The sequence below is a fragment of the Endothiovibrio diazotrophicus genome (assembly GCF_054657215.1).
The window spans coordinates 12804-33489 of record NZ_BAAHXB010000063.1 but is presented as its reverse complement, the minus strand read 5'-3'; the positions used below and the strand labels follow the sequence as shown (position 1 = coordinate 33489).

The 20686-nt window shown below is 67.4% G+C and carries 14 protein-coding genes and 1 pseudogene; 3 read left to right on the top strand and 12 right to left on the bottom strand.

Annotated features, from left to right (window positions below; genetic code table 11):
- A pseudogene (locus tag ACYQ2W_RS15505) lies at positions 1-330 on the bottom strand (site-specific integrase); the annotation flags it as partial.
- A 655-nt stretch (positions 331-985) separates the two neighbouring features.
- Between ACYQ2W_RS15505 and ACYQ2W_RS15500 the strand changes: the two are divergent.
- Complete coding sequence (locus tag ACYQ2W_RS15500) at positions 986-1363, top strand: hypothetical protein (RefSeq protein WP_459869032.1); 378 nt, start codon at positions 986-988, stop codon at positions 1361-1363.
- 211 nt (positions 1364-1574) lie between these two features.
- On the opposite strand, the gene ACYQ2W_RS15495 is transcribed toward ACYQ2W_RS15500, so the two are convergent.
- The 3 genes from ACYQ2W_RS15495 to ACYQ2W_RS15485 all read right to left on the bottom strand — a co-directional run bounded on the left by ACYQ2W_RS15495 (position 1575) and on the right by ACYQ2W_RS15485 (position 6929).
- Complete coding sequence (locus ACYQ2W_RS15495) at positions 1575-4370, bottom strand: tetratricopeptide repeat protein (protein WP_459869030.1); 2796 nt, start codon at positions 4368-4370, stop codon at positions 1575-1577.
- A 79-nt stretch (positions 4371-4449) separates the two neighbouring features.
- Positions 4450-5157, bottom strand: coding sequence for a DNA/RNA nuclease SfsA (gene sfsA, locus ACYQ2W_RS15490; RefSeq protein WP_459869028.1), 708 nt, complete (start codon positions 5155-5157; stop codon positions 4450-4452).
- Positions 5157-6929: a methyl-accepting chemotaxis protein gene (locus ACYQ2W_RS15485; RefSeq protein WP_459869026.1), complete on the bottom strand. Its 1773-nt coding sequence runs from the start codon at positions 6927-6929 to the stop codon at positions 5157-5159. The genes sfsA and ACYQ2W_RS15485 overlap by 1 nt, the downstream gene beginning before the upstream one ends.
- Before the next feature lie 216 nt (positions 6930-7145).
- On the opposite strand from ACYQ2W_RS15485, the gene ygfZ reads away from it, so the two are divergent.
- On the top strand, positions 7146-8195 hold the full coding sequence (ygfZ, locus tag ACYQ2W_RS15480; protein WP_459869024.1) for a CAF17-like 4Fe-4S cluster assembly/insertion protein YgfZ: 1050 nt from the start codon (positions 7146-7148) through the stop codon (positions 8193-8195).
- Positions 8196-8443: 248 nt separating this feature from the next.
- Here ygfZ and msrB read toward each other — a convergent pair whose 3' ends face one another.
- The 7 genes from msrB to ACYQ2W_RS15445 all read right to left on the bottom strand — a co-directional run bounded on the left by msrB (position 8444) and on the right by ACYQ2W_RS15445 (position 16581).
- Positions 8444-8839 carry a peptide-methionine (R)-S-oxide reductase MsrB gene (gene msrB, locus ACYQ2W_RS15475; RefSeq protein ID WP_459869022.1) on the bottom strand — a complete coding sequence of 132 codons (396 nt, stop codon included), beginning with the start codon at positions 8837-8839 and terminating at the stop codon, positions 8444-8446.
- A gap of 362 nt (positions 8840-9201) precedes the next feature.
- On the bottom strand, positions 9202-9864 hold the full coding sequence (adk, locus tag ACYQ2W_RS15470) for an adenylate kinase (protein WP_459869020.1): 663 nt from the start codon (positions 9862-9864) through the stop codon (positions 9202-9204).
- A gap of 432 nt (positions 9865-10296) precedes the next feature.
- The gene (locus tag ACYQ2W_RS15465) at positions 10297-11406 is read right to left on the bottom strand and encodes a hypothetical protein (RefSeq protein ID WP_459869018.1); all 1110 of its coding nucleotides are present in this window, start codon (positions 11404-11406) and stop codon (positions 10297-10299) included.
- A 614-nt stretch (positions 11407-12020) separates the two neighbouring features.
- Positions 12021-13520, bottom strand: coding sequence for a methyl-accepting chemotaxis protein (locus ACYQ2W_RS15460; RefSeq protein ID WP_459869016.1), 1500 nt, complete (start codon positions 13518-13520; stop codon positions 12021-12023).
- A 16-nt stretch (positions 13521-13536) separates the two neighbouring features.
- The gene (locus ACYQ2W_RS15455) at positions 13537-14064 is read right to left on the bottom strand and encodes a PAS domain-containing protein (protein WP_459869014.1); all 528 of its coding nucleotides are present in this window, start codon (positions 14062-14064) and stop codon (positions 13537-13539) included.
- Positions 14065-14136: 72 nt separating this feature from the next.
- Complete coding sequence (locus ACYQ2W_RS15450; protein ID WP_459869012.1) at positions 14137-15390, bottom strand: vWA domain-containing protein; 1254 nt, start codon at positions 15388-15390, stop codon at positions 14137-14139.
- A gap of 126 nt (positions 15391-15516) precedes the next feature.
- Positions 15517-16581 carry an AAA family ATPase gene (locus ACYQ2W_RS15445; RefSeq protein ID WP_459869010.1) on the bottom strand — a complete coding sequence of 355 codons (1065 nt, stop codon included), beginning with the start codon at positions 16579-16581 and terminating at the stop codon, positions 15517-15519.
- Between the two features lie 197 nt (positions 16582-16778).
- Here ACYQ2W_RS15445 and ybgF point away from each other — a divergent pair, with 197 nt between their 5' ends.
- Positions 16779-17576: a tol-pal system protein YbgF gene (gene ybgF, locus ACYQ2W_RS15440; RefSeq protein WP_459869008.1), complete on the top strand. Its 798-nt coding sequence runs from the start codon at positions 16779-16781 to the stop codon at positions 17574-17576.
- Positions 17577-17611: 35 nt separating this feature from the next.
- On the opposite strand, the gene ACYQ2W_RS15435 is transcribed toward ybgF, so the two are convergent.
- Positions 17612-20665 (bottom strand): SNF2-related protein, encoded by a 3054-nt coding sequence (locus ACYQ2W_RS15435; protein WP_459869006.1) that lies wholly within the window; start codon positions 20663-20665, stop codon positions 17612-17614.
- Positions 20666-20686 lie beyond the last annotated feature (21 nt).

The window sequence follows — 20686 nt, the reverse complement described above, 5'->3', positions numbered from 1 at the left end:
CGCCTCCCGAAGGGTTTGGTCCACGAGAGGAAGATCCCGGGAGCGGCCTTTGTGTTTCCTGATCGGAGGATAGAAACTCTCGGGATGAACGTCCGCGCCGGCTTTGGCGAGGGTTTCGATTTGACGAACGATCTGGTCGAATCGGGCCACATCGAAACTGACCGTCTTTCGGTGGTAGCGACTCTTCGAGCGCCCCATGGCGTCCGCTCCTTTGGTGTACGCCGCCGGCAAGCTCATCACTTCGTTCAAGGTGAAGTCGTTGCCGGCCTGATTGAGACGCGCGACCTCCTTGATCTGGAGGAGGGCGATCTCCTGGGCGCGTAATCCCAACTTGAGCTAACCTGCATGATGGCCGTGTTCTTCTCTGGATGGCGATGCGTCTTGATCACCTGGAAGAGACGCCGCTGTTGTTCGGCGGTGGGGACACGGGCCTGGCCGGATTTGGGCATGAAAACCTCGTGGGAGAGGCACTTAAATAATCCGTAATAACGGTATTTTAACGGATTATCGGGGCGAAGTGACCACGAGCGGGGCGCTCATCCGTAAAATCTGAACCTGAATCACGAGCTTGGCACCGCAGATTTCAAGATCTGCCGCTGACGGGGCGGTCGCGGAAAGGGAACAAGCGATCTCAGAAGCGCCGCCGGTGTCGGCGCCTGGTATGTATGAGCCACGTTGGAAACTCCGCCAAGTCATTGAGCTTGGTGACCGGCCGCGGGTGAACACCCCCGTAACCCGCAGATGTGACAAAAGCGAAGTGGTGGTGTGCCGTTTTCGTGACCACCAATCGGGCTGGACGCATGTTTTACGTGAATACTTGGAATAGGGGGTCCCATTTACACTTTTATTCACAGAAATACTTGGACGTCCAAGATTCATAACGGGGTACTCGCTTGGCTGGGGATTACTTTACATAATATACATTATACGCACTTCTGGTTCTAGAGGGGGAGGAAACGGCTCCATCGACGTCCCCGACTCGGTGATGGTGACCATCGGCCACATCCACCGCGGCCTCTCCGCCGAGTGGCACGCCGCCCTGGCACGACTGACCACCGACAAGGTTCTGCTAGTACTAGGCTACAGCGGCTTCGACCATCTCGACATCCTGCCCGCCCTGCAACGCAGCGGATATCGGGAGGTGCTCTTGCTCTGGATCCACCACACCGCCGACGCGACCGAGCCGCGGGCGAGCGCCTCGTCGAGCCCGTGGGCCGAGCGCCGCAACGCGGGCCTGGCGCTTCCGGGGGGCGCCCTTCGGGGGAGTCGCTGGGCGGCCATCCGCCGCGTCCCCTACAGGGGTAAGCCTTGCGCCCTCTTGAGGCAGGGCGGCTGTCCCGGCGAGGGTGCGCCTTGCGGCTGATTGCCCAGCGACTCTCTGATGGCCGATTTGTGGGTAAGAGGCAAGCCCTGCCCTTTACCCACAAATCGGCCATCAGCGCCCCCCGGAAGTGCCAGGGCAAGGCGCGGTGCGCAGCCAATGATGATCCCTTGGCAAGCCCCTCCTGCATCCCGCCGGCCCGCCCGATCACCCGGCTGCTCTGCGACTGGATCGGCGCCGGCGACGATCGGAGTCACCCTGCAGTCTGTCGACACCAACGACGCCACATCGTCCGAAGAGCGCTTTCGAAATGCCTGGCGAAGCGGCGTGCATCGAACAGCGGGGAAACGGCCACTCGTTCGCGCAACCGGCTACGCAACGCCGCCAATCCCTCCAGGTCTTCAGCGAAGGTCACCGCTTTCTCGAAATAGGCCTCTTCACTCTCCGCCACCCAATCGTCGAGTCCGGCGCAGCGCAGTTGGCTCGCGCCATTGCGCGAGGTCTCGCTGTCGCCCGCCAGGGTCACCGTGGGCACCCCCATCCACAGCGCCTCACAGGTGGTGGTGCCCCCCGGATAGGGGAAGGTGTCGAGAATCATGTCCACCGCCGCATGTGCCTTCAGGTACTCCTCCCGGTTCGCCGGCGGATGGAGTTCCACCCGCGCTGGGTCGATACCATGGCGGCGCAACCGCTCGTTCAGCCATTGACACATCCCGACGTCAGCCAACTGCTTGGCCTGAATACGGAGCCTTGCGCCGGGCAGACGATGAAGAATGCGCCCCCACGCCGTCAACGCCTCGTCCGTCAACTTGGCGATATTCTGGAAGCTGCCGAAGGTGACGTAGCCGTTTTCCAACGCCGGCAGCGGCGCGACGGGCTGTCGAGTCCGGGGAGGAGAGAAGCAGACCCGGGTCTCGGGCAGCCGCCACACCGTCTCGCTGTACCACCGCTCGTGACCGGGGGGGACACGCACCGGGTCGGTCAGGTAGTAGTCGATCTCGGCCACCCCGGTGGTGGCCGTATAGCCGAGCCAGCTCACCTGCACCGGTGCCGGTCTCCAGGCGAACACCGGCAGGCGATTGCCGGCGGTGTGGCCGGACAGGTCAACCAGGATATCGATGACGTCGTCGTGGATGCGTTGCGCCAACGCCGCATCGGATAGCCCCATGGCATTGGTCCAGCGGGTGAAATGGGGACGCAGCCGGGTGGACAGTTCATCGTCGCATACCCGGGTCAGGTAGGCGTTCAGGGAGAACGGCTCCGTGGACAACTCGCCCAGCACGGTCTCGAGAAAGTGGCCTACCGGGTGGGAGCGCAAGTCACCACTGACCAGACCCACCCGTAAGCGCCGCTCCGCCTCGGGCGCACATTCCCAAGTGGCGTACGGCGTCGCCCGGGCCTTCACCGTCGCCCCGTAGCGAAGTGCTTCGGCATGACGCGCCTCGGGCGTCAAATGGTTGCTGCCGTCCAGCAGGAACAGGAGATTGCTGTGGGCCTCGAGCAGCCCCGGATCGACGGCCAGTGCCTGACGGTAGGCGGCCTCCGCCTCGTCCAGGCGCCGCAGAACCCGGAGCACGTTGCCCAGATTGTTGTGGGCCCACGCATCGTCGGGCTTGATGGCCACGGCCTGCCGGTAGGCAGCCGCCGCCTCATCCAGGCGCCCGAGATCATTGAGCGTGGTCCCCAGATAGGTGTAGGCCTCAGCATGGTCGGGCTTGATCGCCAAGGCCTGCCGGCAAGCAGCCTCTGCCTCATCCAGCCGCCCGAGGGCGTGGAGGGTGTTGCCCAAGCCGCTGTAGGCCTCGGCATAATCGGGCTTGATCTCCAGCGCTCGCCGACGGGCCGCCTCCGCCTCGCTCAAAGCGCCGAGATCGTGGAGCGTATCGCCCAGATTCTTGTGGGCCACCGCATAGTCGGGCTTGAGGCTCAGCGCCTGCCGGTAGGCCGCCTTCGCCTCGTCCAGACGCCGCAGATTCTGCAGGGTGTTGCCCAGATTGTTGTAGGCCTCGGCGTAGTCGGGTTGGATGGCCAGGGCACTGCGGCGGGCGGCCTCCGCGTCATCCAGATGACCGAGATCGTGGAGGGCGTTGCCCAGCCGGTTGTAGGCCTCGGCATAATCGGGTTTGAGCACCAACGCCTGGCGGTAGGCCGCCTCCGCTTCGCTTGGACGCCCCATTTCGAGGAGCGCGTTGCCCAAATGGCATTGCCCCTCGGCATCGTCGCGGTTGATGGCAAGCGCCTCACGATAGGCTGCCGCCGCCGCTTCCAGACGTCCCATAGCGGAGAGCGCGTGCCCCAGGTTCCTATGGGCCTCGGCATAGGACGGGTTGACGGCCAACGCCCGGCGAAAGGCGGCCTCCGCCTCCGGCAAACGCCCGAGGCCCTGGAGTGTATTGCCCAGGTTGTTGTGGGCCTCCGCAAAATCCGGCTTGATCGCCAATGCCTGGCGGTAGGCGGTCTCCGCCTCCCCCAACCGGCCGAGCGCCTTGAAACTGACGCCGAGATTGACGTAGGGATCGGGGGATTTCGGATTGAACCGTACCGCCTTCTTCGCGGCCTGAAGGGCCTCGTTGAACTGCCCGAGCCTTTGGTGGCAGGCGAATCGTACCGTCCAGCCGACCGGGTCGTCCGGCCAACGCTTCGAGAACCCGACGGCGGCTTCGAGGGCCTGTGGGACGGAGGCCGATTGGAACAAGGCGACCAACGCGCGCCCGGAGAGCTCCTTTACCTTGGCCGCCTCCCCACCCTTCTTGGCGGATGCCCGCCCCATGGCTTGAAGCGCCTCGGTGGGCCGGCCCGCGGCCAACAGCCCCTCGCCATAGTCCAGCAGGAACTGGCGCTGGTGGGGGGCGGCCTCGACGGCGGCCTTCAAGTGGGGCAGTCCCAGCTCCGCTTTGCCCACCTGCAGGGCGAGGATTCCCAGATGATGATTCGCGTCCGGATGAGCAGGCTGTTGAGCCAGGATCGCCCGATAGAGATGCTCGGCTTGCGGATAGCGCCCGTGCTGGTGATGGTCCACCGCTTCGGACAAGGCTTCGACGATGTTCAACGCGCGCTCCGTTCGACTGGAGTTCATCGATACATTCAACCCAATGAGTGTGTCGACCGTCTTTCGGCAGAAAACCGAGCTACGGGCAGACCACCGGTAGCGGCGTCACCAGCTCCACCGACCGGGGAGAGACCTCGGCCCGATAGGCGAGCGCCTCGACGCCCGCGCCGATCGCCTGGCGCAGGGTCTCGCCGTAGCGGGGGTCGATCCGGTCGGCGGGACGTACCTCGCGGGCGTCGCCCCGCTGTACGCAGAAAAAGATGACGCCACGCGCGCCCTGCTCCACCACCCCCATCAGCTCGCGCAGGTGTTTGGCGCCCCGCTCGCTCACCGCATCCGGGAAGTAGGCAACACCCTCCTCCACCAAGGTAACGTTCTTGACCTCGATGAAACAGCGCCCCCGCACCTCATCCTCCAGCAACAGGTCGATGCGGCTGCGCTCCGCCCCGTAGGGCACTTCGCTGCGAAGGGAGGCGAAGCCACCGAGCGACTCCACCACCCCCTGTTCCACCGCCTCCTTCACCAGGCGGTTGGGCAAGGCCGTGTTGATCCCGACGATGACCCCGGCCCGCGCCTCCACCAGCTCCCAGGAGAGGGGGTACTTGCGCTTGGGGTTGCCGGAGTCGCTCAACCAGACCCGGCTGCCGGGCTCGGCGCAGCCGGCCATGGAGCCGGTGTTGGGGGTGTGGGCGGTGACCACCCGGCCGTCATCCAGCTCCACGTCGGCGAGAAAGCGTTTGTAGCGGCGAATCAGCCGCCCGGGGATCAGCGGGGCCGGGAAATCCATCAGAAGAGCTCGATCTCGCCCTCGTCGCCGGTCGCCGGGGCGGAACCTGCCCCTGCGGACAACTCCGGCGATCGCTCCATGTCGACCAGTCCGGCAACGATCTCCTCGTCGTTCTCGACGTTGAACTGTCCCACCGAGGCGTTGAGCAGCCCGACCAGACCACGCAGTTCGGTGGCCAGGGACTCCATCGCCGAGGAGTTGGACTCCGCCTGGCGGGTGGTCATGTCGAGGTTGACGGTGTTGCGGTTGATCTCGCCGGCGAGCGAAGTCTGGCGGCTCACCGCCTCGGATATTTCGTGGCTCATGGCGGCGATGTTCTCGGTGGTGGCGCCGATCGCCCCCAGGGCGCGAGCCATCTCGTTGACCTTGACCAGGGCGCCGGAGGCGGCGTCGCGGTTCTCCGCCATCGCCTCGCGGGCGTGCTCGGCGTTGCCGCGCAGCTCGGCCATGATGGCGTTGATCTCCTCGGTGGACTCGCGGGTCCGCTCGGCCAGATTGCGCACCTCGCCGGCGACCACCGCGAAGCCGCGCCCGGACTCGCCGGCCCGTGCCGCCTCGATCGCGGCGTTGAGCGCCAGCAGGTTGGTCTGCTCGGCCACCTTGTGGATCACCTCCAGCACCCCGCCGATGCGGTCGACGCTGCCGGTCACCCGCTCCACCTGCGCCATGGCGCTCCCCGCACCGCGATCGAGGCGCTCCATCACGGCGATCGTTTCGCCCATCACCGCCTGCCCTTGCGCACTGGTGCCGTAGGCCTCCTCGGCGGCGGCGGCGGCGCCGCGGGTGCTCCCCTCGACCGCCGCCACGTCCTGCTCCAGGGCGTGCATCTTATCGATCACGTCCGCCACCTCCGCGCCCTGGCCAATCAGCCCCAGTCGGGTCTGCTCGGCGTTGTAGGCCAGTTTCTCCGAGGCGCGGTCGAGGGACTTGGCGGCCACCGCGATGCTCAGCAACGCCGACTGGATCTTGCCGGTGAGGTCATTGTAGAAATGGGCCACCATGCCCACCTCACCGGACCACTCCGGCAGCTTCGCCGACAGCGCCCCCTCGCCCTTGACGATCGCCGCCATGCTGTCGCGCAGTTGTTGCAACGGCGAGATGATTCGACCGATGAAGAATAGGCCACCGGCGGCGAATAGCGGGATGGCGACGATCAACAGCGCCTTGATCTGCCACTTGGCGCTCTCGGCGTACCCGCGCACCCGCGAGGAGTGCTCGGTCGCCCGCTCGAGCAGCGCGATACCGATCCGCTCCATCTCCTTGTGCAGGTCGGCGACCGGTTCGCGGATCGCCGCCACCACCCGCCGCTTGGCGGCCTGCGGGTCGCCACCGGCCAGCGCCGGCAGCAGCGGCTCCAGCCGGTCGGCGAGGACACGCCAATGGGCGTCGGCGCGGCGCAACTGCTCCTCGACCTCGCCCATCTCCCGATACGCCCCGCCGAACCGCTCCAGCGCCCCGTTCAGCTCATCGAGGGCCGCCTCCTGGCGCGCCATCAACTCATCGAGGGGCCCCTTGAGGGCCGCCGGCGTAGAGGTGTCGGCGAGGTGGTCGGCGTTCAGCAGCAGCGCGTCGCAGTTGTGTTCCACCGCTTCCGCCCGCTGCTTCAGTTCGCCCACCGCCTGGGTGATGGCGATCTCGCGGATCAACCGGTCGTTCCAGGCGTGCCCCCACACCGCCATCACCAACATCGCCAGATCGACGGCCACCACCAGAAACAACAACCGGCGGCGGATGCTGCGGGGCTCGCCGATGAAACGCTGAAGGGTGCTCAAGCTCACTACTCCCGACCGACCCGCCGACCGCCCCGATCGGGGCCGCGGCCGATCCTGCACTGTAATAGATGTACCATATCAGAAAGCGCCGCTATCTTCATGATGAAAAAAAGGAAAAGCTCTTATCTCCCGACGGGTGAAACGATCCCCCGGGGCTGACATCCGGTCTCATACCGACTAAAGTAGTCGGAATTTGATCCAATGAGGAAAACCGACATGAACGGCGACTGGCGCACTTTTCTCTCCGACGCGGGTGCCTGTTTCGAAGAGACCCGGCTTCTCCACTTCGGCGACCCGGACGGCGAGCGGGCGGCGGCAACCGGGGCGGTGATCAGCCCCCTCACCCACCGCGGGGTGATCGAGGCGAGCGGCGCGGACACCCGCGATTTTCTGCAAAACATGACCACCAACGACCTGCGCCAGCTCTCCGAGTCCCGCGCCCAGCTGAGCGCGCTGCTCAGCCCCAAGGGGCGGATGCTGGCCCTCTATCGCCTGTTCATGCGCGGGGAAAATTTCTTCCTCGGGATCCCCGGGGCGACCCTGGAGGCAACCCTCAAGCGGCTGCGTATGTTCGTGCTGCGCTCGGCGGTGACCCTGGAGGACGCCAGCGAGCGGTTGGTGACGCTGGGGATCGCCGGAGAGGACGCCGCCGAACGCCTGATCCCGCTGTTCGACACCCTCCCCGCGCTGGCCGACGATGTCTGCCACCAGGGCGGCCTCACCCTGATCCGCCTCTCCGGCCTGCGCCCCCGCTACGAGCTCTACGGCGAGCCGGCGGCGATGATCGAGGCGTGGGGACGCCTGCGCGAGGAGGGATTCACCCCGGTGGGCGCCGGTCCCTGGGGCTGGCTGGAGATCGAGGCGGGGGTTCCCTCCGTGGAGGCGGACACGGTGGAGGCGTTCGTGCCGCAGATGGTCAACCTGCAGGCGGTCAACGGGGTCAGTTTCACCAAGGGGTGCTACCCCGGCCAGGAGGTGGTGGCGCGTAGCGAGTATCTGGGCAAGATGAAGCGTCGCATGTACCGCGCCCGCGCCGATGGTGACGTCCTGCCCGCGGTGGGCGAGGAACTGGCCGCCGCCGGCGAGACGGTGGGCGCCAATGCCGGCAAGGTGGTCGCCGCGCAGTTTCACCCCGAGGGCGGCATCGAACTGCTGGCGGTGATCCCGAGCGATGAGGTGGAGCGCGACGCGGTCCACCTGGGCTCGGTGGAGGGACCCAAGCTGCGCTTCCTCGACCTGCCCTACGAACTACCGGCGAAGCAGTGAAAGTGGCCAGCAGCCTGTCGGGCTTGGCTGCCCGGCAGGCTGCTGGAAGAACCCGTAGTTGGGTTGAGCGGGAGCGAAGCCCAACACGCCGCCGCCGGACTCTCCGCGCCGTAGTCCTCGTGCACGCGTGTTGGGCTTCGCTACGCTCAACCCAACCTACAAGCCTCGATCCCCCAAAGCCCAACAGGCTCAGCAGCCTGTCGGGCAATCGATCACAACACCATTCGGCTCAGACACAGCCAGCCCTCTTATCCCTCCCCTTCGAAACGCAGCGACACGGAATTGATGCAGTAACGCAAGCCGGTCGGCGGCGGCCCATCCTCGAAGACGTGGCCGAGGTGCGCGTCGCAACGGGCGCAACGCACCTCCACCCGGACCATCCCGTGGCTGGTGTCGCGCAGCTCGCGGATCGCCCCCTCCGCCACCGGCGCCCAGTAGCTGGGCCAGCCGCTGCCGGAGTCGTACTTCTCCGCCGAACGGAACAGCGGCGCGCCGCAGCAGACGCAGTGGTACTCGCCCGCCGCCTTCAGGTCGTAGTACTCGCCGGTGAAGGCCCGCTCGGTGCCGCCCTCGCGGGCGATCCGGTACTGCTCGTCGCTCAGCTCGGCACGCCACTGGGCGTCGCTCTTCTCGATCTCGGCCATGACCGTTCTCCCTTGTTTTCGCGTTCCGCCAAGCATAGCAGTGGCACCTTCCAGGCGGCCATGATCAACGCGGAGAAGCGCAGAGAACGCATAGAAGAAGGGTCCCTCTGGCTCTGGTTACGACGCTCCGCGTCGTAACCGGCAACCTCGGACGCTCTGCGTCCTGCCTCGGCTACCGTGGACTCCGCCACCGCAGGCCGACGCGGAGCGTCCATGGCAACCTCCTCTGCCGGGGTGGAGGCCGGGTTACCACGCGGAGCGTGGTAACCAGAGGGAGTGGCAGCGGCCGCCGTGCCAACCGCGCCTGTTCCGGCAACAAAAAACCGGGCCTGAGCCCGGTTCTCTTCGCGGAGGGCCGGCGACTACTTCACCGCGTCGAGCGCGGTGAAGATCTGGTCGCGGATCGCGTCCACCTGGCCGATGCCATTCACCTTGATGTACTTCGGCGCGCCCGCCTCGCCGGAATCGGCGTAGCGGGTGTAGTAGTCGATCAACGGCTCGGTCTGGTCGTGGTAGACCTTCAGCCGCGCCTTCACCGTCTCCTCCCGGTCGTCATCGCGCTGGATCAGCTCCTCGCCGGTGACGTCGTCCTTGCCCTCCACCTTCGGCGGATTGAAGGTGACGTGGTAGGTGCGCCCGGAGGCGAGGTGGACGCGGCGGCCCGACATCCGCTTGATGATCTCCTCGTCGGCCACATCGATCTCGACCACGCCGTCGACCGCCACGCCGGCCGCCTTCAGCGCGTCGGCCTGGGGGATGGTGCGCGGGAAGCCGTCGAACAGGTAGCCGTTCTTGCAGTCGTCCTCGGTGATCCGCTCCTTGACCATGCCCATGATGATGTCGTCGGAGACCAGACCGCCCTCGTCCATGATCTTCTTCGCCGCCACCCCCAGCTCGCTGCCCGCCTTGACGTGGGCGCGCAGCATGTCGCCGGTGGAGATCTGCGGGATGTTGTAGCGCTCCTTGATGTAGTTGGCCTGGGTGCCCTTACCGGCCCCGGGGCCGCCCAAAAGAATCACTCGCATTCCGTTCCTCCCAGGATTTGCGCGGCGCAAATCCTTATGAATTAATTAGATGATAAAGCCCCCGAGGGGGCTTCCGATTATGCAGGAGGGGGTGGGGGGGCTCAAGCCGGTATCGGATTTCGGGGTTCGGGCGTCTGGAAATGATGGACAGACCCAACGGCACACCAATCCACTGCGTCAAACGGAACCACCCCTGGTTACCACGCTCTGCGTGGTAACCCCGGCCTTTATGCCGGCACCGCCCTCCCCCTTGGACGCTCCGCGTCGGCTCCACCTCGCGCCGGGAACCGCCCTGCCTCGGCCAGGACGCAGAGCGTCCAAGGTATCCCGGTTACGACGCAGAGCGTCGTAACCAGAGAGTGGGACCAGAGAGCGGGGGGGGCCTTCAATCGACAGCGCGTCTTCACGGCGCCGGAACGCTCCCCCTTCCGCTCACCGGAGCTTGGCGATCTCGGCGAGGAGCGGATCGGTCAGGGGCGTGAGCCGCTTGCGCAGTACCGAACCGACCGCGTCGGTGTGACCGAGGATCGGGTCGAGGAGGTATTCGCTCACCTGTCCGAGCACCAGCATGGCGGTGATCTCATCGCGCAACCCGGGCAACGCATCGCGCAGCTCGGCCAACGGACCCTCTGCCGTGGCGATCCGATCGGGGATCTCCGCCAACAGCCGCTCAACCTTCTTCTCCTTGCCGTCGCCGAGGCGCGCCTCGCGACAGTGGTCACCCACCGCATTCATCAAGGCGATCGCCACCTCCTGCCGGGTGAGCCCGCCAAAGGTCTCGGCAACGGTGGTAAGCCACGCCTGGCCAGGGGCGTCGAGCAGCTTGACGAAGAGTCGGGCGAAGGGATTATCGGCGGCGATCAGCGACGCCAGAGCCGGGCGCGCCACCTTCAGCTTGGGATTCGCCAACGCATCCATCGGCAAGGTCTCGGGACAGGTGACGAGGAAACCAACCCGGTAGGCGGCGCGCCGCTTGCCGGCACTCCACAGCCGCTGGCGCTCCGCCTCGTCCACCAGCCCCGGCTGGAGCACCAGGCGCACCGAGTCGACCATCTCCAGCGGGTTCTCCTCGAACGGCAGGAACTCGATCAGGAAGCGGGCGAGGATCGGTCCCATGGTGCCATGGACCACCGCCTCGCGCTCCAGCATGCGCCGCGCCACGTCGGTGCCGTGGGCGGCCCACCAGACCAGCCGTGCCAGTTCGTCGTCGAGACTGGGGGCACCGGCCACGGCGATCACCGCCTCCGGCTCACCGAGGCGCAGCAGCTGTTTCAGCCGGCCGTGGTCGATCTGGCCCATGCGAGTCCAGCGCTGGAGGTAGATGGGGTAGCCGCCGGGGGAGTCGAGGGCGACGCTGGAGAGCAGCTCGCGCACCGCCTTGAGATAGGCCTCGTGGCGGCCGGTGGGGTTGAGCTCCACCTTCATCTCGCGGTCGCCGATCAGGGCGTAGACGATCATCTTGCCCTCGTCGATGCGCACCGCATCGGCCTGGGCGGCGAGGACGTTGAGACGCAGGGCGTCTTCGCTGGAGAGTTCGAGCAAGAGGCGGCCTCGAGGAGAAAAGGATCGGACGACAAGGATACCGCGTCAGGCGTCAGGCGTCAGGCGTCAGGCGTCAGGCGGGGTCGGGCCGAATCCCACGCCACCCCATCCCAACGCCCCTTCCTCCTCCCCTCTTCTCTCGTATCCACGCTCCGCGTGGATACGTCTTCTTCGACGCTCCGCGTCATGCCGATCGAAGGCGGCGGACTTCCGGCACTCTAGCGGACACCAGGACGCAGAGCGTCCAGACTCCCCGGTTACGACGCGGAGCGTCGTAACCAGAGATCCGAAAAGGCGAAGGGGCTTCTCTCGTATCCACGCTCCGCGTGGATACGTCTTCTTCGACGCTCCGCGTCATGCCGATAGAAGGCAGCGGACTTCCGGCGCTCTAGCGGACACCAGGACGCAGAGCGTCCAAGCTCCCCGGTTACGACGCGGAGCGTCGTAACCAGAGATCCGAAAAGGCGAAGGGGCGACCGTGGTCGCCCCTTCGCCTGAAGCCTGAAGCCTGAAGCCTGAAGCCTGAAGCCTGAAGCCTGAAGCCTGAAGCCTGAAGCCTGAAGCCTGAAGCCTGAAGCCTGAAGCCTGAAGCCTGAAGCCTGAAGCCTGAACCCTCAGCGCACCGCCCGGTGCTTCTCCGCCACCATCTCGTCGATCCGCTGGACCACCTGGCGGCTCGCCTGCTCGGCGGACTCCAGGGCGGCCACCATCTCCTCGGAGGCCGCCTCGTCGTGGGCCCAATCCTGCTTCGAGATCTCGACCGCCCGCTGGATGGCGGAGTGAACCTCGGCATGCGGGGCTTCCAGGGCGCGGTAGGCGCTAGTGTGGCTGAACTGCTCCATGCCGGCCCCCTCGTAGTACCACTTGCCGAGGCGGCAGCCGGTGTGATCGACCCCCACCGCCCGTCCTTCGGCGGTGTCGCCGCCCTGGTTGATGGCGAGGTAACCGTTCTGCTTGAAGATCATGTGATCGACCTTCACCAGCGAGCCGAAGGAGCGGTCCTTGGCGTAGGCCAGACGGTTGATGGTGGTCTCGGCGGAGCGGGCGAAGTCGGCGAAGCGGGTGCGGAACTCCTCCACCTGGGTGCCGATGGAATCGGTCGCCTCGCTGGCGTCGCGGGAGTGGACGGTCATCTCGCCGACCCCGTCGTGGAAGCTCTTGAGGGTACCGGAGATCTCGGCGGTGGCGCGTTTGGTACGCTCGGAAAGCGCCTTCACCTCGTCGGCCACCACGGCGAAACCACGCCCCTGCTCGCCGGCGCGGGCCGCCTCGATGGAGGCGTTGAGGGCGAGCAGGCTGGTCTGGTCGGCGATGTCGGAGATGATGCGCAGTGCCTCCATCACCTTCTCGCTCTCCTCGTTGAGCCCCTCCATCGCCTGGGCGACGCGGCTCACCTTCTCGCCGATGCCGCCGAGGCCGGTGCTGATGGTGTTGACCGTCTCCTGGCTGCGGGCGGCGGCGCCGACGTTGGTCACCGCGATCTGCTCTACCTGGTCCATCTCCTCGCTCACCTGCATCAGATCCTCCTGGTTCATCTTCAGGTTGTAGAGCAGGTTGTCGGTGTTGAGTTCGTGGAGCTTGGAGAAGACCCGATTGCGTGCGATGAAGGAGACGTTGGCGGCCATCGCGTCGATGGCGTGGTTGATGTTCTCCAGGGAGGTGGCGAACTGCCCCGGCAGACCGTGGACCAGTGCCCGGCGGTGGTACTTGCCCTCGCCCACCAGACGGAAACAGGTGCTCACCTCCTTGAAATACATCTCGATCTGGTCGAGCAGATCGTTCAGCGCCCAGGCGATCTGCCCCACCTCGCCGAGACCGACGGTGTTGGTGATCCGGTGGTGCAGCTCGCCGCGGCGGGAGGCGCAGATGACGTTGAAGATCTGGCGCATGTTGCGCCACGGTTTCTGGAACGAGTGCCAGGCGTAGAAGGCGAAGACGATCGCCAGCCCCGGGAAGATCATCGCCGAGAGGTGGACGCCGTGGAGATAGACGTCGACGCCGCAGGCGGCCATCACCAGGGCGGTGAAGACCATACACTCGATGGCGAACTTGGTCTTCAGCAGGGGAATCCGGCGGCTGACCCCCGAGGAGTGTTCGGAAATGTCGCAATTCATGGATCGACCTCCTCGCTTACGGCGCTTGCAGGCCGATGATGAATTCGTCGTAGCCCACCCCGTGGGCCCGCACCTGGTCGAGCAGCCACGCCATGGAGGCGTCGGGGGCGTTGGCCGGCCCCGCGCGGCGCTCCAACTCAAGCATCTCGCGGTAGAGCTCGCTGATCGTCCGTATCCCCTGGGGGCTGGGCTTGCGCCGCACCGAGAAGTAGCCGAGCACGTTGCCCTTGAGGTCGTGGTCGAGGGTGACGTTGGCGAAGACCCAGTAGTAGGAACCGTCGGCGGTGAGGTTCTTGACGAAGGCGAAGAACTCGTTCCCCCCCTGGAGGGTCTTCCACAACAGGCGGAAGGCGCCGCGGGGCATGTCGGGATGGCGGACGATGTTGTGCTGCACGCCGTGCAGCCGCGGTTCGCTGTAGCCGGAAACGCGCATGAAGGCGCGGTTGGCGTAGGTGATCCGACCCTTCAGGTCGGTCTTGCTGATGATGACCTCTTCATCGCTCAGGGTCACTTCCCGCGCGGTGGGTGTGATGTCGGATTTCATTGTTTTCCCGCGTAGTCGTTATGGGTGTTGCCCCCCCATGAACGACCTCGGGAATGGTTCCGCGGCGGGGGGTCAATTGAGCTGGATGCGCTGCCCCCAGGGCACCTTGCGCCGTCCCTTCACCAGCCACAACACCGGGTAGTGGGGCTCCTGTTCCGGGAAATCCCCATCGGCGTCGGTAAAATATAGTAGCAGGTCGGGGGTATTCCCCTGTAGGTCCACGTAGGAAAAAATTGGCGTGAAGCGGGTGCCGCCACCGCCGCGCAGCGCCTCCGGCAGGCGTAGCGGCTCCCACGGCTCAAAACTCCACGGCCCCCGCGGATCCAGTTCGGCGTCGCAGCCGTGCAGCTCCACCCGCGCCCGCACCTGCCCCTTCAGTGCATTCACCTCGGAGAGGAACTCGGCCATCTCGTCGTCGTTGATCGAGCCGGAGGTGTCGATCACCACCACCACGTTGAGCTGACTGCTGCGCAGGCTGGGGTAGATCGCCGGCCCCTCACGGCGGCCCGAGGGGCGCAGGTAGTTGTAGTCCTCGCGGGCGATGCCGGCGAGATAGCGGGCGAGCAGCATCCGCCACGGCAGCTGCGGCTGGAGCAAGTGGTCGACCAGCCGCGCCATCGCCCCGCTCAGCTTGCCCGCCTGCAGCGCCTGCTGGGCGGCACCGGCCATCCGCTGGCCCCACTGGATCGCCAACTGATCGCGCTCGTCGAGCCCCAGCGGCGGCGGGCGGCGGGCGCCCCCGGAGCGCTCGCCGTTGCCGTCGCCCTCGCTGCTCCCCTCGCCATCCGCCCCCTGGTTGCCGCCACCATCCTGCTGCTGCGGGCTGCCGCTGCCGCTGCGGGGATCGCCCTCACCGCTCCCCTGCCCCTCCTCGTCGGCGTCGTAGAGATGGAGGTCATGGGTCTGCTGGTTGTCGTTCTCCTCCAGGCAGGGGTAGATCTCCTCGGCGGTCATCTCCTCGAACTCGGTGAGGTGGAGGGCATCGGGCGGCGGGCTCAGGCCGTCCTTGATCAGCAGCGGATTGATCGCGTAGTCGCAGGCGATGTCCCACAGGTGCCTGACCCGGTGCTGGCGGCGGGCGAAGTGGGAGAGCGCGCAGTGCAGTGCCTCGTGGGCCAGCGCGAACTGGGTCTGGCGCGGTGACAGGGCGTCGATGTAGTCGCGGTTGTAGTAGAAGGCGCGGGCGTCGGTGGCGGTGGTCTTGCACCACTGCCCATCCGCCTCGACCAGCGGCAGGCGCAACACCAGCGCGCCGAGGAACGGCTTGTCCAGAATCAACCGCGTGCGCGCCTGCGCCAGCTTCGTCTCGATCGGATCGACAGACATCACACTTCCTCACCGCGAATACGGAAGAGTTGTCCGCAAATGAACGCGAATGAACGCAAATAAGAAAGAGAATTCATTTTGAATTTCATTCCTCTTCATTCGCGTTCATTTGCGGACAAATCTTCTTCACTCCGGCCGGTATTCGCCGGTCTCCTCCAGCATCAGGTTGCCCACCTCCAGCGCCCAGGGGTTGAACTGGGGCACGCTGAACAGTTCGTTGCCCACCGCGCGAAACATGTCGTGGACCAGCATCACCCCCATCTCCTTCTGCGGGAAGCGGCCGGCGTACTCGAGGATCCGCCCCCACGCCTCCTTCGCCCCCTCCGTGCCCTTGGCGCGGATGGCGCGGCCCACCAGGGCGGCGGCCACCGCATACTGGAGGTCCACCTCGGTGGGCACCGGCGCCTCGTTGCCGGCGAGGATGGCGTCGACATCGGGCATGCGGTCGAGGTTCTCGACGAACGCCGACAGCTCGATACCGGCGGCCGGACCGACGCAGGCCTGCAGGGTGCCGACCAGCAGCCGGCCGTGGTCGGCGAACTTGGCCAGCGCCCGGTGGGCGAACTCCCACGAGCGCGGCGAGGGGAAGGCGACCGGGTTGTGGGCCGGATCGAAGTCGAACAGCAGCTCGGGACGGAAGCGCAGGAAGGCGATCACCCGCTCGTCGATGCCGTGGTCCCACGCCCATTTCACCCAGTCGTCGAGGTTCACCTCCACCTCGAAGTGGGAGAAGCGGTTGGCCAGCGGCGAGGGCATGGCGTAGGTGACGCCGCGGTCCCCCTGGCGGTTGCCGGCGGCGAAGATCGCCCAGCCGGCGGGCACCCGGTATTCGCCGAGGCGGCGATCGAGGATCAGCTGATAGGCCGCCGCCGAGACGCTGGGGGCGGCGGAGGTGATCTCATCGAGGAACAGCACCCCATGCTCGCCGTGGCGGGCGGCATCCGGCAGCATCGAGGGGATCGCCCACTCCACCCGGTCCCCCTCACGAAAGGGGATGCCGCGCAGGTCCGACGGCTCCATCTGCGAAAGCCGCACATCGATCACCTCGGCCCCGTGGGCGGCGGCCACCTCGGAGACCATCTGCGACTTGCCGACCCCCGGCGGTCCCCACATCATCACCGGCGTGTGGTGCCCCTCGCGGGCGGAGACGAACTCGCGTTCAAGGATGGTCATCATCTGGGACGGGCGCATGGAGACTCCCCGGAGAAACGGTCGGTAAATGGGAAACGGGCCATTAGCATACCAAAACAGTCAGGATTCGGGTAGCGGGGGCGGTTTGACCAAACACCGATCGCGGCACACCTTTGGAGTTGGCAGCAACCTTGCTTGGTCCTGGAAAGAACCGGAGAGGGCCATCCCGGCGCCCTCGCCGAAACAGGGAGCACCCCATGCAACGACCCCATCTCATCCCCTGGCTGGCCCTCGCCCTGCTCTGTGCCGCTCCCGCGGCGGAAGCAACGGTGAAGGAGGACTATAGCCGCTCCATGGCGCTCTACCGCAACGGCCAATTCGAGCGGGCGCGCAGCGCCTTCGAGCACTTCCTGGCCCGCCACCCCGGCACCGCCTACTCCGACAACGCCCGCTACTGGATCGGCGAGACCTACTACTCCCAGGGGGACTACCGCACCGCCCTGACCGCCTTCCGTCAGGTGGTGACCCACCACCCCGACGAGCCGAAGGCGCCGGACGCACTGTTCAAGATCGCGCTGTGCAATCGCAAGCTGGGCCGCTCCGAAGGCTATCGCAACACCCTGATCGGGCTACGCGCCCGCTATCCGCAGACCGCGGTCAGCATACGCGCCGAAAGACGCTTGGCGGCCATCGGTGGCAGCAATCTGCCGGTGTCGCGGCCGCTCCTTGCCGCCCCGCCACCGCAGCGGATCGACGACCGGCTGGTCGCCAGCCTCCCCCCGCCGCCGACCCGCGAGACCCTGCAACGGCTGCACCGCTACCTGGAGACGGAACGCGAAACCTTGCGACGGGAGGCCAACGAGGAGCTGACCACCGGCGAGGTGCTCTTCGCCGTGGTGGCGCCGGGCGGGCTCCTCTATCTCGCCCATCGCCATCAGGAGAAGGAGCGGGCGGCGGAGGAGCTTAAGCGGATCGATCAGGATTTCGCCCTGGTGGAGGACGAGCAGGCGGCGTTGGCGCGGCGGCCGACGCTGGTGGCCGATCTGGGAAGGTAACGGGCCGAAGCCCTGGCGTAAATTCTTCGCCTCCCTCACGCCCCATGCACGAACCCCCTCGCCTCCTCCAGCAGTGCCGCCAGCAGGTCGGCGGGGAGCACCTCGGCCTGGGCGAGGCCCACCGCGCGCAGGATCAGCGCCGCCTGCTCGCCGCTCAGCCACCCCTTGGGCACCGCCTCGGCGTAGAGCCAGACGCCCGCCTCGCGGGGCTCCACCGGCTGGTCGAGGCCGCCGCGGTGGGCGGCGGCGGCCAGCAGGGCGGAGAGCAGCAGTTCCAGGGCGGCGCCAGCAGAGCCGTGGCCGGCGAGCAGCTCCGCCGCCTCCAGCTTCTCCCGCGCCAAGCGCAGCAGGCGGGGCTCGCCGGCCGCCTCGGGCTGCTGCGCGGCATCAAACAGCGTCTCGCCCTCCTGCACCGGCGAGGCCGCACCCAGCCGTTGCAGACCGCGCAGGGTGGTGGGGTCGATCAGCGCCAGGGGGATCTCCACCGCGTGCTCGCCGCCGAGCGCGGCGCTCAGTTCGGCGGCGAAGCGGTCGTCCTCCCCGCTCACCCGGTCGACCACCGCCAACAGCCCGCCGCCGGCACCGACGATACGTTCGATGCGGGCGCCGAAGTGGGCCTGCATACGCTCGATGGCGGCGCGGATGGCGGTTTGCAGCGGCCCCTCCTCCGCGGCGCTCGTCCCGCCGGGAACGGCCCGTTCCGCTTCGCTGGCCGGCTCGGGTACCTCTTCCCCGGCCGTGGACTCCGCTTCCTCCGCCTCCCCCGGCTGCTGCTCCAGCAAATCCCTGGTCAACACCTCAAGCAGCTTCGGCGACACCCCCACCACGTCCTCGCTCGCCTCCGGGTCGACAACGTTGTCGAACAGGGTCTGCTTGCCCTGCACCAGGCGGAACACCTGCTCCTCGTAGCCCTCCACCGCCACCATCAGGATCACCTGCACGCTCTCGCGCTGGCCCAGGCGGTGGATGCGCGCGATGCGCTGCTCCAGTACCGCCGGATTCCACGGGATGTCCAGATTGACCAGCAGGGTGGCACTCTGCAGGTTGAGGCCGAGGCCGCCGGCGTCGGTGGAGATGAACACCTGCACCGTCTCGTCGTCGCGGAAGCGGTCCATCAGCGCGCCGCGCCTGGCGCTGGGCACGCCGCCGTGCAGCCGCACGCAGCCCAGGCCCATGGCGGTGAGGCGCTGCTCGACCATCCGCGTCATCCCCTCCCACTGGGAGAAGACCACCGCCTTGCGCCCCCCTTGCAGGCAGAGTTCGTCGAGCAGATCGGCCAGCTCGTCGAGCTTCGGCGCCCCCTCGCTCTCCTTGTCCACCAGGCCGGCGGCGTTACAGGCCATGCGCGCCTGCTGCAGGGCGGCCATCAGCCGGTTGCGCTCGCTGGGGGTGAGCGGGCGGCGCCGGGCGATCTGGGCCAGGGCGCCGGCGGACGCCATGGCGGCGTCGTGCAGATCCAGCTGGGCCTGGGTCATCGGCACGTCGAGGCGCTGCTGGACCCGCTCGGGCAGTTGGTCGCGCACCAGCGAGCGGTCGCGGCGCAGCATCACCGGGCGCAGGCGGCGGCGCAGCTCGGAGAGGTTGCGGTAGCCGAGCACCTTGCCGCGCTCGTCGGTGACGTGGAAGTCCACCAGGTAGCGCCACAGCGGCCCGAGGACGTGGGGGTCGACCACCTGCATCAGGCTGTAGAGGTCCTCCAGGCGGTTCTCCAGCGGCGTGCCGGAGAGGACGAAGGCGTAGCGCGAGGGGATCGCCTTCACCGCGGCGGCGATCTTGGTGCGCCAGTTCTTGATCCGCTGGGCCTCGTCGAGGATCACCAGATCGGGGCTGAGCACCTCGTTGATCACCGTCAGGTCGCGCAGGATCAGCTCGTAGTTGACGATGAAGAAGCCGTCGCCGCGCCGGTACTGCGCGCCCCGCGCCGCCGGGCCGCCCTCGACGATCTGCGCCGGGAGGCCGGTGAAGCGGGCGATCTCGCGCGCCCACTGCTGCTTCAGCGAGGCCGGACAGGCCACCAGGATGGCACGCGCCTCGGCGTGGTCGTGCAGCCAGCGGGCGGCGGCGATCGCCTGCAGGGTCTTGCCCAGCCCCATGTCGTCGGCGAGCAGCGCGCGGCCGTTGGCGGCGAGGAAGGCGACCCCCTCCACCTGGTAGGGGTAGAGCCGCGCCTTCACTCCGGGGATGTGGCCGCCGCCGGCGACGATGCGCTCGCCGATCTCGCGCCCGCGCGCGCGCTGCGCCGCCTGCGCCGAGAGCCGGCGCACGTGGGCCGCGGCGTCCTCGCCCAGGTCGAGGTCGTCGCGCCCCTCGGCCCGTTCGGCGAAACGGTAGTAGTCGTCGGGCAGGCGGCCGCGGAACAGGCCGCGGGCGTCGAAGTATTCGTCGAGCAGCGGCCGCAGCCCGTCGGCGACTTCGGCCCCGCGGTGCAGCGCGATGCGCGGCGCCTCCTCCACCTCCCAGGCCAGGTAGACGTAGGGCCGCGCCACCCGCAGCGCCTTGCGCTTCGCCTTGGGCAGCTTCTCCAGCCTGTGGAGCACCGCCTCGATGTGCTTGCAGGTGCCGAGCTGGTTGGTGGCGAAGTCCGGGCAGGTGCAGTGGTTGCCGCTGCGCTCCAGGGAGCGGACGTTGACCTGGTAGGCGCGGCTGAGGTGGCTGCTGGGGTTGATCGACTGCGCCCGCCAGGCGCCGAGGCCGACGCGCTTGCCCACCGGCTCCACCCGCACCTCGGTGCGCCCGCGCTGCACCCGCTCCTCGATCGCGCTGTCGATGGCGCCGAGCAGTTCGTCGCCCTGCGCGGCGGCATAGGCGTAGAGCAGGGCGACCGCGTGGCGGCAGGGTTGGTCCGGCGGCGCCCCGCAGTCGCAAGCGACCGACAGGTTGCCGTCGGCGTCGTAGACGAGGCGGGTGTGCAGGATCTCGCCGGAGTCGCCGTCCTCCACCTCGGCCTGCAGCGCCCCGTCGCCGTGGGTCAGCTCGGTGACGCACTGATTGCGGAAATCGGCGAGGCCGGCGCGCAGTGCCGGCTCGGCGGCGAAGGATTGGAGCTGTTCAGCGTCGAAGAGGAAGGGATCTTGGGTCGGGGTGGGCATGGGAGTAGCGCTTCCAGGGCG

What these genes read in the sequence shown, in the direction of transcription:
- ACYQ2W_RS15500 (WP_459869032.1), top strand. Translation starts at nt 986, where the DNA reads ATGGTGACCATCGGCCACATCCACCGCGGCCTCTCCGCCGAGTGGCAC.
- sfsA (WP_459869028.1), bottom strand. Translation starts at nt 5,157, where the DNA reads ATGGATTTCCCGGCCCCGCTGATCCCCGGGCGGCTGATTCGCCGCTAC.
- ygfZ (WP_459869024.1), top strand. Translation starts at nt 7,146, where the DNA reads ATGAACGGCGACTGGCGCACTTTTCTCTCCGACGCGGGTGCCTGTTTC.
- msrB (WP_459869022.1), bottom strand. Translation starts at nt 8,839, where the DNA reads ATGGCCGAGATCGAGAAGAGCGACGCCCAGTGGCGTGCCGAGCTGAGC.
- adk (WP_459869020.1), bottom strand. Translation starts at nt 9,864, where the DNA reads ATGCGAGTGATTCTTTTGGGCGGCCCCGGGGCCGGTAAGGGCACCCAG.
- ACYQ2W_RS15460 (WP_459869016.1), bottom strand. Translation starts at nt 13,520, where the DNA reads ATGAATTGCGACATTTCCGAACACTCCTCGGGGGTCAGCCGCCGGATT.
- ACYQ2W_RS15455 (WP_459869014.1), bottom strand. Translation starts at nt 14,064, where the DNA reads ATGAAATCCGACATCACACCCACCGCGCGGGAAGTGACCCTGAGCGAT.
- ACYQ2W_RS15450 (WP_459869012.1), bottom strand. Translation starts at nt 15,390, where the DNA reads ATGTCTGTCGATCCGATCGAGACGAAGCTGGCGCAGGCGCGCACGCGG.
- ACYQ2W_RS15445 (WP_459869010.1), bottom strand. Translation starts at nt 16,581, where the DNA reads ATGCGCCCGTCCCAGATGATGACCATCCTTGAACGCGAGTTCGTCTCC.
- ybgF (WP_459869008.1), top strand. Translation starts at nt 16,779, where the DNA reads ATGCAACGACCCCATCTCATCCCCTGGCTGGCCCTCGCCCTGCTCTGT.
- ACYQ2W_RS15435 (WP_459869006.1), bottom strand. Translation starts at nt 20,665, where the DNA reads ATGCCCACCCCGACCCAAGATCCCTTCCTCTTCGACGCTGAACAGCTC.